General features: G+C 41.6%; 12 protein-coding genes and 2 pseudogenes. 1 reads left to right on the top strand and 13 read right to left on the bottom strand.

What is annotated here, in order from left to right; genetic code table 11:
- Positions 1 to 40: 40 nt before the first annotated feature.
- The gene (locus D8792_RS03070; RefSeq protein ID WP_005590307.1) at positions 41 to 373 is read right to left on the bottom strand and encodes a putative DNA-binding protein; all 333 of its coding nucleotides are present in this window, start codon (positions 371 to 373) and stop codon (positions 41 to 43) included.
- 116 nt (positions 374 to 489) lie between these two features.
- Positions 490 to 1,188, bottom strand: coding sequence for a GntR family transcriptional regulator (locus D8792_RS03075; protein ID WP_125372838.1), 699 nt, complete (start codon positions 1,186 to 1,188; stop codon positions 490 to 492).
- 241 nt (positions 1,189 to 1,429) lie between these two features.
- On the opposite strand from D8792_RS03075, the gene guaA reads away from it, so the two are divergent.
- Positions 1,430 to 2,989: a glutamine-hydrolyzing GMP synthase gene (guaA, locus tag D8792_RS03080; protein ID WP_125372839.1), complete on the top strand. Its 1,560-nt coding sequence runs from the start codon at positions 1,430 to 1,432 to the stop codon at positions 2,987 to 2,989.
- Positions 2,990 to 3,049: 60 nt separating this feature from the next.
- Here the strand turns inward: guaA and D8792_RS03085 are convergent, their stop codons facing one another.
- The 11 genes and pseudogenes from D8792_RS03085 to D8792_RS03135 all read right to left on the bottom strand — a co-directional run bounded on the left by D8792_RS03085 (position 3,050) and on the right by D8792_RS03135 (position 12,283).
- Positions 3,050 to 4,030: a DUF1002 domain-containing protein gene (locus tag D8792_RS03085; RefSeq protein ID WP_125372840.1), complete on the bottom strand. Its 981-nt coding sequence runs from the start codon at positions 4,028 to 4,030 to the stop codon at positions 3,050 to 3,052.
- Between the two features lie 169 nt (positions 4,031 to 4,199).
- The gene (locus tag D8792_RS03090) at positions 4,200 to 5,051 is read right to left on the bottom strand and encodes an alpha/beta hydrolase (RefSeq protein WP_125372841.1); all 852 of its coding nucleotides are present in this window, start codon (positions 5,049 to 5,051) and stop codon (positions 4,200 to 4,202) included.
- A gap of 208 nt (positions 5,052 to 5,259) precedes the next feature.
- The gene (locus tag D8792_RS03095) at positions 5,260 to 5,841 is read right to left on the bottom strand and encodes a GrpB family protein (RefSeq protein WP_125372842.1); all 582 of its coding nucleotides are present in this window, start codon (positions 5,839 to 5,841) and stop codon (positions 5,260 to 5,262) included.
- Between the two features lie 73 nt (positions 5,842 to 5,914).
- Positions 5,915 to 6,651, bottom strand: a pseudogene (locus D8792_RS03100) (DUF3307 domain-containing protein).
- Positions 6,648 to 7,315: pseudogene (locus D8792_RS03105) on the bottom strand (SatD family protein). The pseudogenes D8792_RS03100 and D8792_RS03105 overlap by 4 nt, the downstream one beginning before the upstream one ends.
- Positions 7,316 to 7,384: 69 nt before the next feature.
- On the bottom strand, positions 7,385 to 7,702 hold the full coding sequence (locus D8792_RS03110; protein ID WP_125372843.1) for a TfoX/Sxy family protein: 318 nt from the start codon (positions 7,700 to 7,702) through the stop codon (positions 7,385 to 7,387).
- Positions 7,703 to 7,852: 150 nt separating this feature from the next.
- Complete coding sequence (locus D8792_RS03115; protein ID WP_125372844.1) at positions 7,853 to 9,373, bottom strand: ABC transporter permease/substrate-binding protein; 1,521 nt, start codon at positions 9,371 to 9,373, stop codon at positions 7,853 to 7,855.
- A complete protein-coding gene (locus tag D8792_RS03120) occupies positions 9,366 to 10,094 on the bottom strand; it encodes an ABC transporter ATP-binding protein (protein WP_125372845.1) in 729 nt (242 codons plus the stop codon). The genes D8792_RS03115 and D8792_RS03120 overlap by 8 nt, the downstream gene beginning before the upstream one ends.
- A gap of 14 nt (positions 10,095 to 10,108) precedes the next feature.
- Positions 10,109 to 10,873 (bottom strand): nuclear transport factor 2 family protein, encoded by a 765-nt coding sequence (locus D8792_RS03125; protein WP_125372846.1) that lies wholly within the window; start codon positions 10,871 to 10,873, stop codon positions 10,109 to 10,111.
- A 3-nt stretch (positions 10,874 to 10,876) separates the two neighbouring features.
- The gene (locus tag D8792_RS03130; protein ID WP_125372847.1) at positions 10,877 to 11,314 is read right to left on the bottom strand and encodes a MarR family winged helix-turn-helix transcriptional regulator; all 438 of its coding nucleotides are present in this window, start codon (positions 11,312 to 11,314) and stop codon (positions 10,877 to 10,879) included.
- A 189-nt stretch (positions 11,315 to 11,503) separates the two neighbouring features.
- A complete protein-coding gene (locus D8792_RS03135; protein WP_125372848.1) occupies positions 11,504 to 12,283 on the bottom strand; it encodes an L-threonylcarbamoyladenylate synthase in 780 nt (259 codons plus the stop codon).
- Positions 12,284 to 12,326: the final 43 nt, after the last annotated feature.

Below are 12,326 nucleotides of genomic sequence, written 5' to 3' on the forward strand. Positions count from 1 at the left end.
TAATTATCAAATGATGGAAATGGACAGGTTTCTATCCGTTTTATTCTCGGTTATCAATGCTGGACAAAACCGCAAGCTGCTCCTGCAGATAGGGATCGTCAGGGTATTTCTCCATAATCTGATCGAAAATCTGACTTCTGACGATATAGTCAGAGTACATGTGCAGTTTCATTTCGTAGTCTTCCAGAATTTTCTCTGTCCGCTTGATATTGTCATAGACAGCTTGACGGCTCACATTAAACTCCTCGGCAATCTCAGCAAGGCTGTAGTCATCCGCATAGTAGAGCTCAATATAGTTCATTTGCTTGTCGGTCAGCAAAGCTGCATAAAACTCAAACAGAGCGTTCATTCGATTTGTTTTTTCAATTTCCATAAAGAATATTATACCAAATAATCCCTTTAAACTCCACTCTTTCGGTATGTTTGAAAATGGAGAATTATAAAAAAACTGCCGACCGACAGTTTTTTAACATAATTTAAATTATGCAATCATTTGTTTTCTAAATAGAATTCAAATCGTTCGCCGACATACTGGCTTTTTACGTACTCAAAGGCTGTTCCATCATCAAAATAAGAAACTTGTGTCAAGCCTAAAATAGCATGACCACGGGGAATTCCTAGGTATTTAGCGATTTTTTCCTTAGCCAAACGGGCGTAAATAGTCTGTTGGGACTTGCCAATTTTATGGCCATGCTCTTGTAGAGTTTGAAAGAAATGACTAGTCACTTCTTCTTTTTTGAAATTCTTTATAAATTTCTCTGGAATTGAGGCAACTTCATAGACCACGGGGATATCGTCAGCGTAGCGAACCCGTTCCATGCGGATGATGTTCTCTGTCTTATGGATGCCCAGCTTTTCGACTTCTCGCTCGCTTGGCAGTGTCCGACGGTAGGAAATCAGCTGGCTGGACGGTATTTTCCCTTGAGACTTCATAATTTCCGTAAAACTAGTTGTTCCACGCATTTTTTCCTGAACTCGTGTGCTAGCGACATAAGTGCCGCTACCGACTCGACGCTCTAGCACCCCTTCCTCCACCAGAAGCGTAATAGCTTGGCGCAGAGTCATTCTGCTGACCTCGAAAGTTTCAGCAAGATCGCGTTCGCTTGGCAAGCGCTCGCCAATCTCCCAAATACCCTCGTCAATATCTTTTTTTATTTGATCATGTATTTTCACATAAGCAGGTAACATCAATAGCCCTCTTTTCTGATTTTAAGCAGCTTTTTATACATTTATTGTATTATCAATTAGTTTAAAAGTCAAACTAAATATCAATCAATGTAGGGAAATCCTATTTGTTTATCATTTTTTAGACAAAAATGCTCTCATTTTTCAGTTATTTTTACTTGCAGCTAGTCCTATTACCTTGGAAAAATTCGATTTTTGTGATAGAATGAGGGGAAAAGATTACTTCTTTTAAGAAAGGGAAAAGATGACAACTACAACTGAATTGCAAGATGTTGAAAAAATCATCGTGCTTGATTACGGCAGCCAGTACAACCAGCTGATTTCACGTCGTATCCGTGAAATTGGTGTATTTTCTGAACTCAAGAGCCACAAGATTACCGCTGACGAAGTCCGTGCTATCCGTCCTGTCGGGATTATCCTTTCAGGTGGACCTAACTCAGTTTATGAAGAAGGTTCATTTGATATTGACCCAGAGATTTTTGAACTTGGTATTCCAATTTTGGGGATTTGCTATGGTATGCAGCTTTTGACTCATAAATTGGGCGGGAAGGTGGTGCCAGCAGGTGATGCCGGCAATCGTGAATATGGTCAATCAAAACTAACACATACCACTTCTCCTCTCTTTGAAAGCACACCAGAAGAGCAGCTTGTCCTGATGAGCCACGGTGATGCGGTGACGGAGATCCCTGCAGACTTTGTCCGCACTGGTACATCTGCAGACTGTCCTTTTGCATCTATTGAAAATCCTAACAAGAAAATCTACGGAATTCAATTTCACCCTGAGGTTCGTCATTCTGAGTACGGTTACGATATTTTGCGCAATTTCGCTCTCAATATCTGTGGTGCTAAGGGCGACTGGTCTATGGATAATTTCATTGATATGCAGATTCAAAAAATTCGTGAAACAGTCGGTGACAAACGTGTCCTGCTCGGCCTATCAGGTGGTGTTGACTCTTCTGTCGTAGGTGTCCTCTTGCAGAAAGCTATCGGCGATCAATTGATCTGTATCTTTGTAGATCACGGTCTTTTGCGTAAAGGCGAAGCTGATCAAGTTATGGAAATGCTGGGTGGCAAGTTTGGTCTTAATATCGTTAAAGCAGACGCAGCGAAGCGTTTCCTTGATAAACTTGCTGGCGTATCTGATCCTGAGCAAAAACGTAAAATCATCGGAAATGAGTTTGTCTACGTCTTTGACGATGAAGCCAGCAAACTGAAAGATGTGAAATTCTTGGCTCAAGGTACACTTTATACCGATGTTATCGAATCTGGTACTGACACTGCTCAAACTATCAAGTCTCACCACAATGTTGGCGGTCTGCCAGAAGATATGCAGTTTGAGTTGATTGAACCTCTAAATACACTTTACAAGGATGAAGTACGCGCTTTGGGTACAGAGCTTGGCATGCCTGATGAGATTGTCTGGCGTCAGCCATTCCCAGGTCCTGGTCTTGCTATCCGTGTAATGGGAGAAATCACAGAGGAAAAATTGGAAACTGTCCGCGAATCAGACGCTATTCTCCGCGAAGAAATCGCCAAGGCTGGTCTTGACCGCGATATCTGGCAATACTTCACTGTCAACACTGGCGTTCGTTCAGTCGGTGTTATGGGCGATGGCCGGACTTACGACTACACGATTGCCATTCGCGCTATCACTTCTATCGATGGTATGACAGCTGACTTTGCCAAGATCCCTTGGGAAGTTCTGCAAAAAATCTCTGTCCGTATTGTCAACGAAGTAGATCACGTTAATCGTATCGTCTACGATATTACCAGCAAACCACCTGCAACTGTTGAGTGGGAATAAGAAATATGCAAAAACCAGCTAGAATCTAGCTGGTTTTTTGTTATATTTTTAAATATAGTCTTATTGACCTAGCAACCCTTTAAAGAAATTGACGATTGCATTCCAGATATTGCTAAAGAAACTACCGCCATCTTCAAGAAGTCCGTTTGCATCAAAGTTAAGGTTGATATTATTGAATGTGTCACCAGCCTTTGAAACAATACTGTTTTTTAAGTCGGTGAGCGTCTTTGTGAAATCAGAATTTGTGATGACTCCGCTGTTTGAAAGATTGACTGCAAAGTTAATAATCAGATTGATTTGATCAGTTGTGACTGAACTGCTGAGACCGTAGTTTTTCAGTGTTTCTTCAACGATTTTACGGACATCAGCTTCTGTCAAATTGCTGTTATTCTTTTTAGCATTGGCAACAGCTGTTTTTATATCTGTCAGAGCCACATTCAGCTTATCAGCATCGTAACCTTCCTTACCTTGGTTCTCAGCGTTGATATTTGAAAGTGCGGCTAATTCTTCCTGAGCCAAATCTTTATTTTCCTGAGGAACGCTCGCTCCATTTTCCTCCAGCGAGTAATAAATACCAGCTAGGGCACTTTCTCCAGTCACAGGGATAGGTGCTGCGACTGTAATTTCTGCATGCTGTACGCCCAAGGTGACTGCTGCATTGCGATACATATCCTCTGTAACCTTGGTGATGTTTTGCGGCGTAACAATCTTAACTTGAAGCGGCTTCTTGTTGCCCAATTTCTTAATCTTAACAGAAGAATATAACTGCAAACTAGGATCATTTGCCACATTCATAATCTTTGAATAGACATCAGGTGTCATTGTTTTCAGAGGTTTAGAATCACTCGATGCATTGTAGCCTAAAAGCTGGAGCGTTTGCTCTTTTTGGCTGTCATCCAAGGAATAGCCCAAGACATACTCAGGCTGAACATAGGTTTCGTCAATGACTTTTTGAACGTTAGTATCAGCAGTTGCTGTAGATACGGTAAAGAGCGTAGCTACTAGAGCTCCTGCTGTCAATAATGTTTTCTTAAATTTCATTTTACTCCTCAATCTATCTCTAAACAATAAGGTTTTAGAGAAGCTTCGATTATAATCAGCGGATTGCGCTGTCACATTAAATTAGGAAAGGAAAACTTTCCATAGAACAAAATAGTATAAAATGCTTAAAGTTTTCTTATAAACAGAAAATAGCCTGCGTGTCTTAAAATTATTTTCCCCAAAGAAAATCAATCAATAATCTATCTACTTCTGGATTTTCATGCAGCTGGCTATGCTGAGCCAGAGGGCCAGTCACTCTTTCTTCCTGATAGGACTTAGCATTGTCGATTACAAGATACTTGAGACTGCGAGAAGAAACGTTTAAAACAGAACCATCTGATTGATTTTTAAAATCTCCATAGATATTAAGCACATCCACTTGATCTTGCGGATAAATTTCGCGCAAGCCCAGAAGTTTTTGATAGCTATCACTCATGGCGCTAGGCTGCCCTGTATGGTTGTCTAGAATGGTCAAATTAGCTGGCAGATCCATCCCCTCCAAACCATTGACATGATTGGCGATATTTACCTGCTTTTGCAACTGTGGAAGCTCTTCATTCTGAGCGTGCTCTAATAGGTAAAATAAAATAGACATATTTCCCATAGAATGCGCGACAAAATTCATCTTTTTGAAACCATATCTTGCTTGCAACTTTCGAACAACTGCTGCTACATATTCTCCGTCTTGAGCATAATCGGGATTTCGATTGTCTTTGAACTCAACCATGACAATTGGATTGATAGCATCTTTTGGTATATATCCTTTAAAGATTACTTGAGCATGACTATCAACTGTAGCTGTGATGATTGTTTGAGTAACTCCAGCTTGCCTAGCTGCCTCTACCATATGCTTTTCAGCATTAGCACTTGAGCCATAACCATGGAAAAATAAGGTCGGAGTCCTTGACTGAACATATTCACTACTATTTAACTCTCTTGTTTGTAGCTTGGACCCTAGAAATAAAGCGATAAGAACAATAAACAGAAAAGTTGAGAGTGCGATGATAGACCGTATTCTCATTTTCTACCTCCTATCTTGGTATAGACTAGTATTATAACATTTCTAGTATTTGTAAACAAATAAAGGATTTGAGCTTCAATTTAAAATATATCATATTATTTAAATTGAATATTATGATTGAGAATACGTATTATAACGAATCTAGGAAACTGTTCAAACTATTTATTCTAATTAGAACGAAACAAAGTGGGTTTGCGGGAGTTCCTGGTTAGGCCAGCTTGTTGTCATACCTTCTCTTATAAAGCTTTTGGGCTTTTTGCGTATACTGCCTGATGAAACCAGTTTTAGCTTCTGTATAGGCATCACGATTGTGCTCGTACTTTTTCCATAAGATTAATTTTAACTGCTCGTAGTCTTTAGCGACAGCTGGATGATCTTTCAGATAGTCTCGGAAATAGAGTTCATCATGGTCTCCATAGTAGCGCAGATGCAAGTGAAAAACTCGTTTAGCAAAACCTTGCAGTGTATAGCCCTTGTTAAAAGACATGCGGCCTTCTGACTCTGACATAAGCAGGTAGCCATGCTCCAGCAATTCTCTCTTGATGCTATCCATATCTTCAGTTCGAGGAATTTCTAAGAGAATATCAATAATCGGCTTAGCCCATATCCCCTCAATAGATGTGGAACCAATATGATGCATTTTATATAACTGATTTGCTGGCAAAAAACTTTGTATTCTTCTGCTTTCCTCCACATACCAAGCTGTCCAGTCCTTATTGTGCTCCTCTAAGAAAATCGGGAATAGCTGCCATAATTCTTCTAAAGACATATCTTCTAGTTTTTTGGCCATGTGCCTTCTCCTTTCTTTATAGAAAATAAGAATCAAAGTAAAGACTGAGTATCTTATCCCAGTCTTCTTTTTATTACCAATAAAGCAAGCCATAAGTTAGTAAAACACTGATCATGCTAAAGAGTGAACCAATCAGATAGTATTCTGCAAAAGACTGGCTTTCAGAAATTTTATTATAGCGAGCGATAGGCTTAGCCGTGAAGACCAGACCAATCGCTGTGAATTGCCCGAAAATAAGGGAAAGTCCTATAATCAAGCGCTCCAAAATCCCAATCATAGCACCAGCCCCCGCAATAGTTTCTCCACTGTCTTCCCCTGCTTGATACTTGCTGAAGAAGAGTTTAAAGAGGATATTAATTGGCTTACCAGTAAGGGCGAAGAAAAAGAGAGCCTGCAGCATGAGGTAGCGCTCAGACAACCAATTAGGCGCTGAAATTTGCTGCCGTCCTAAGAGAAAATAAAGAGCAAAATACTAATCAAATGCAAGATTTGATCCAGTATAAAGGCAAACTTTTGAGCATGATGCTGGACAATCGATGAATTCAACCTATTCTTTAAGAAGTCAATCAGCGTATGACTGAGCCAGACCAAGGCGAAATATAGCAGATAATTAGGTAAGATGAGCCCCAAGAGCAACAGTGGCAAGAGAACAATTCCCAAGTAGAGAATTAAGAAATTCATCCTACGGCTTTTGAGGTCGGCCATTTTCTGACTTTGAAGCTGAAAATCAGCTAGCACATGGGCCAGCAAAGTCAATACAAGAATCGGATTCTGCATGAAAAATTCTGAAAATCCCATAAAGTTTGTCATTGTTCAGCCTCCTTTGCTGCCTGTAAAATCATTTTCATAGCTAAACGACGATTTCTCAGATAGATCTTCAGCCCAGACGACTTGAGCCGCTTACTAAGCGCACTGGGACTAATCTGCAGCAGCTCTGCTATTTCTCCATGAGAAAAATTCTCATCATAGATATATTCTGTGAGCATCCGCTCCAGAACCTCTCTCTGACTGGTGTTCCACTTGCTCTGGATAAAGGACGCGCAGCCGCCAGCACCGTATTGACCGCCTGACTGAGCTCGTCATCGCCCAAGGATACAGCTATACGGCTACTGCCATAGTCGTTCTTCTCATGAATAGCCTCAATGGCTGCGCGTGCCTTCCAGTAGGCCGGACCGTCCGAGCCAATACTTTGCTCCCGATTGATATCCGTCACAATTTCCCCCAGGCCAAGCCCAAAGCGAATCGGGTGAGGAAAGCCTAAGGCAATCTGATCAATGAGCCGCATGACTTCAGAATTAGGGCGCAACAAAGCCTGAAACTCATCTCCAGTCGTAATGGTAAAAGGCGACACCAGATAATCCTGATAATCCTGATTTAGCACCGCCATCATGTCCTGCAGGTCCTTCTGGGCCTGCTTACGATTTTTTAGCTGTTTGGATTCGATCAAATCTCCAATAAGAGCAATATAAAGCATAGCTGACCAAACCTCCTTTAAGTCTATTATAACGGAAAATTTTAAAAAATATTCATTATAATAGCTTGACTATTTTTTCTTTTTTGGTGCTGGTAAGGCAGGATAGGCAGCTTCAATTAGATTGCAGAGAAAGGAAGCATCTTCTACTTCTTTTATATGAAGCATTGGCTTTGCGCCTGGATAAGGAGTTTCATAGACTGGATTTTCTAAGAGAGCCAGAGCTGGCTGGACCGGCTTGAGCAGTAAGCGGTTGTCATAAATCCCGCCAAATAAGCGCCCTCGATAATAGAGCAAATATTCCCCCATCATCTTGCGAAAACTGATTTCTTGACCTAAGCCTTGCAGCTGCTTCAGGATAAAATCCAAATATTCTTGACTAGATGCCATTGAAACACCTCCATGAATTGATACTTTATTATACCAAAAATGGATGAAGATTTCCTGACTAAGAGATCAACTCATCTCCTTCCATCCTTAGTCTGTCTATTCTCAAGTAAGCAAAAAAGCTAGACCTTACAAGTCTAACTCTTTTACTTATTATTTTTTTAAAAGTCCTTCCTTGACCAGATAATCACGCGCAACAGCTTCGGCTTTTTTGCCTCCGATGCCAACTTGATAATTCATCTGACTCATCTGGCTTTCCGTAATTTTGCCAGATAGCTTATTGAGAATACCTTCCAATTCAGGGTGTTTTTCGAGCAATTCAGCTTTCATGAGAGGTGCTCCTTGATAAGGAGGGAAAAGGTGCTTATCGTCTTCTAAAACTTGTAAATCATAACGCGCAAGTTCTGCGTCAGTCGAATAGGCATCCGTGATTTGAATATCACCCGACTGGATAGCTTGGTAGCGAAGGGCTGGCTCCATGGTCGCTACATTAAGATTAAGGCCATATAGAGATTGCAAACCCTTGTTTCCATCTTCACGATCGTTAAATTCCAAGGTAAACCCTGCCTTGAGCTTGTCTTGAACTGCCTTAAGGTCAGAGATGGTTTTAAGATTGTATTCTTTAGCAACACTCTTAGGTACTGTAATTGCATAGGTATTTTGATAAGCCATGTGATTGAGCAAGACTAGATTGTCCTGTTTTTTGATTCCATCACGTGCTGCTTCAAAAACTTCTTCAGCATCATTACTGACCTTTGGAGCAGGTTGCAAGAGGGTTCCTGTAATCGTACCGGTAAACTCAGGATAGATATCAATATCGCCTTTTTTCAGGGCTTGATAAAGGAAGTCTGTCTTACCAAAGTTCGGTTTGACTGTCACAGTCATATCCGTATTTTCCTCGATGAGAAGTTTATACATATTCATGAGAATTTCTGGCTCTGGACCTAATTTCCCAGCAATAACCAGATGATCCTTCTCCTGCTTGGGAATTAGACTCGGTGTATAAGAAGCGCCTAGTCCGAGGATTAAGACAGCAAAAGCTGTAAATACAGTCCGAAGCTTGGCCTTTTCCATCCATTTAAGGAGACTGTTGAAAAGAATTGCTAAAACTGCGGAGGAAATTGCTCCAATCAAGATCAGACTGGCATTGCGACGGTCAATTCCTAGAAGGATAAAAGAACCTAGTCCACCAGCTCCGACAAGGGCTGCCAGAGTTGCTGTTCCGATAATCATTACCGTTGCCGTCCGAACTCCTGACACGATGACGGGCATTGCTAGAGGCAGTTCAAACTTTTTGAGTCGCTCCCACTTGGTCATCCCAAAGGCGATTCCAGCTTCCTCTAAACTAGGATCAATCCCATTCAAAGCAGTGACAGTATTCTCTAAAATCGGGAAAATAGCGTAGATCACCAGGGCAGTCAGTGCCGGCAGTGTGCCAATCCCCATGAGGGGGATAAAGAGTCCCAGCAAGGCCATTGAAGGAATAGTTTGAAAGATTCCCGCAATTTGCAGCACCCAATTGGCTGCTTTTTTGTGACTATTAAGATAGATAGCGAGTGGAATGGTCAGGAAAATGGCCACTAGTAAGGTCAAAAGAGATAGCTGGAGATGTTGCCCTAAGGCTGCCAACCATTCGCCAAAGCGCTCCTGAAAGGTAGAAAACAAATTAGCCATGTTGAACACCTCCAAACAAATCTGCTACGAAGCTGGTCGCGGGTGCAGATAAGATTTCCTCAGGTGTCGCCACTTGACGAATCTCCCCGTCCTGTAAAACTGCAATCCTATCTCCTAATTTCAAAGCTTCGTCCGTATCGTGAGTGACAAAAATGGTCGTCATCCCAAACTCATTATGCAGTTGCTTGATCAACGTCTGCAATTGTTTTCTGGAAATAGCATCCAGCGCTGAAAAAGGCTCGTCCATGAGTAGGATCTTTGGCTGACCAATCATGGCACGGACAATACCCACACGCTGCTGTTCCCCACCTGACAGCTCACTCGGCAGTCGATGACCATAGTCAGCTACTGGCAAGCCAACTTTTGCCAAGAGCTCTTCTGTTTTCTTAGCAATTTCTTCCTTGCTCCACCCCTTCATCTCAGGAATGAGGGCAATATTTTCTGCCACCGTTAGATTTGGAAAGAGGGCAATCGCCTGTAAGACATATCCTGTAGAAAGGCGCAGCTCACGTTCATCATAGTCTTTGATGCGCTTGCCATCCATGTAAATATTTCCATCAGTTGGTTCCAAAAGACGGTTGATCATCTTGAGCATGGTTGTCTTACCGGACCCAGAAGGACCCACCAAAACCATAAATTCACCATCCTCAATCTGTAAGTTGACATCTCTCAAGACATCTTTTTCTGTATAGCGTAGCGCTACATTTTTATATTCAATCATTGTTTTTCCTCAATTTAAAACTTCCCTCTATTAGTCAAGTCTTCTACCTTAGGCATGACTTCTTTATTGTCCCAATGCTCAACAATCAAGCCATTCATCAAACGGAAGATGTCATACTGGGCATAGGCAACGCCATCAATCTGAGTCTGGCCATAGCTGACCACATAGTTTCCTTGTCCCAAAAGCTGGAAAACAAAGTCGAAAGTAACCTCATGTTCAGCCACATAGTTTTTATAAGCAGCACTTCCTTGTCCAATCTCATGATTATGCTGAATCAAATCGTCTGCCACATAATCACTCCACTGCCCCAGCTCCCCATTTTGGAAAATTTCTGTCAAGAAACGACGAACGGTTTTTTTATTTTCTGCCGTTTTGTCCAAATCCTTGATCTCAAAATCACCAAAAATCTGATCTAATTGGCCATTTTCAGGTGTTCGATAGTAGTCAATCACATCCCAATGCTCCACGATACGACCATTCTCATCAGAACGGAAAGTATCCGTCGTCACCCATTGCGCTTCCCCGCCATTGAGAAATTGATGGACATGGACNAAGACTAGATTGCCNTCNTCAATGGTGCGNACAATNTTCATCTCACGCTCGGGATGACGCTCAAATAAATTTGCAAAGAAAGCCGCAAAGCCTTCTTTCCCATCTGGCACACCTGTCGAGTGTTGAATGTAGGTATCCCCTACAGACTGAGCTTGAGCCTCGGCAACGCGCCCATCTTGAATGGCATGAATATAAAGATTTTGTGCATTTTCAACTTGTTTTGACATGATTTATTCCTCTTTTTCTTTTAAATTTGCTAAGATGCGTTCCTGATAACTTTCAAACTGGCGAATTTCTTCCTCTGAAAATCCTTTATAACAAATAGCATCCAACTCTTGACTGACACGATGGCCAACTTCTTTCTGAGACCAACCTTGCTCCGTCAACTTGACATATTTTTTTCTCTTGTCTGAACCACACTGACTAAAGGTCACCAAACCCTGCTCTTCCAACTTTTTCAGCATAGTCGTCAACGTATTATTGGCAAGTCCTGTCGCCAGCGCAATATCTGTGGCCGTAGCGCAGCCCGTTTCACTATTCCATAAAACTGTGAGAATCTTGCCCTGTTCACTCCGATAAAGAGCTTCAGGCTCCTGGCCCAGTAACTTTTGAAAAATCCGCCCATTCAACAAACGAACATGATAGGCTACCAAATGACTGTCTTTCATACTTCCTCTAATTTATTTCTATATCGAATTGATTTTTTATTTATTGTAACATTTGTTGTTTCATCTATCAAGAATTTTGTTCTATTTNGAAATAANTTTAAACTGAATAAAGATTTTAAACTCAAAGTTTCGAACTAAAAAGCCCAGTGTAAAGAGGAAATCTCCCTCTTACACTGAGCTATTTTTATCTTAGTAATATTCACCCTGACGGTAATCCCATGAGTTGAAAGTATCGGACAGGTGCATCATGATTTTGTCGATATCCAAGCCTTTGCGGATGACCACTGGTGCTGGTGAGATGGAACGTTGNCCACCTTGTTCTGGAATCAGTTTTCCATCNTTNTCNACCATAGAGACCATAACNCCTTGCTCGTAGCGAGTTTCAATGGTCTTNTCTGGCTGGATAGAGGCTACATAGTCATCTGCTTCAATAACCAAATCAACAGCATTTTCGATGCGCTCTCCAATTCCTTCTACCTTGCCGCGGTTTCCTTTACCGGATGGGTTGGCTGAGGAAGCATAAACCATCTTGCCTTCTTCCCAAAGCTTAGCTGCCAGCTGCTCGCCCGCCTTACCAAACTTAATAACAAAACAGCTCGTGCCACGAACATCTGTCATCAGCTCTTCCCGACCGTCGCCATAGGCTTTGAGCTTTTCAAAAGCTTCTGGCTTCCATGGAAGGATACAACCCAAGAGGATATCTTCATCCCAATGCTTTTGATAAAAAGCTTCAATTTCCGGATTTAGCTGCGCTAAAGCACGAAGCTCATCCATACTGCCACAAAGAACCACACCTGGCTTATTACGGTTACGGGCCTTAGCTTCGAACTTACGCTCCAAACCTGCCTTATCACTAGTCATAATGATGTAACCCACCTTGGTCGGGCAAACGATACAGCCGCCATCGCCTTTCAGGATGTCATAGCCTTCTTGTGAAAGAGTTCCATTCCATTGAATGTGTTTTGTCATAAGTTTCTTCCTTTTCTATTAAATTAAGATTTATTTTACCATA

This window comes from Streptococcus cristatus, from assembly GCF_003943505.1.
In the GTDB taxonomy this organism is placed as follows: domain Bacteria; phylum Bacillota; class Bacilli; order Lactobacillales; family Streptococcaceae; genus Streptococcus; species Streptococcus cristatus_E.

Coding starts and splice junctions, on each gene's coding strand:
- D8792_RS03120 (WP_125372845.1), bottom strand. CDS start 10,094: ATGATTGAATATAAAAATGTAGCGCTACGCTATACAGAAAAAGATGTC.
- D8792_RS03085 (WP_125372840.1), bottom strand. CDS start 4,030: ATGAAATTTAAGAAAACATTATTGACAGCAGGAGCTCTAGTAGCTACG.
- D8792_RS03130 (WP_125372847.1), bottom strand. CDS start 11,314: ATGAAAGACAGTCATTTGGTAGCCTATCATGTTCGTTTGTTGAATGGG.
- guaA (WP_125372839.1), top strand. CDS start 1,430: ATGACAACTACAACTGAATTGCAAGATGTTGAAAAAATCATCGTGCTT.
- D8792_RS03090 (WP_125372841.1), bottom strand. CDS start 5,051: ATGAGAATACGGTCTATCATCGCACTCTCAACTTTTCTGTTTATTGTT.
- D8792_RS03075 (WP_125372838.1), bottom strand. CDS start 1,188: ATGTTACCTGCTTATGTGAAAATACATGATCAAATAAAAAAAGATATT.
- D8792_RS03070 (WP_005590307.1), bottom strand. CDS start 373: ATGGAAATTGAAAAAACAAATCGAATGAACGCTCTGTTTGAGTTTTAT.
- D8792_RS03110 (WP_125372843.1), bottom strand. CDS start 7,702: ATGGCATCTAGTCAAGAATATTTGGATTTTATCCTGAAGCAGCTGCAA.
- D8792_RS03115 (WP_125372844.1), bottom strand. CDS start 9,373: ATGGCTAATTTGTTTTCTACCTTTCAGGAGCGCTTTGGCGAATGGTTG.
- D8792_RS03095 (WP_125372842.1), bottom strand. CDS start 5,841: ATGGCCAAAAAACTAGAAGATATGTCTTTAGAAGAATTATGGCAGCTA.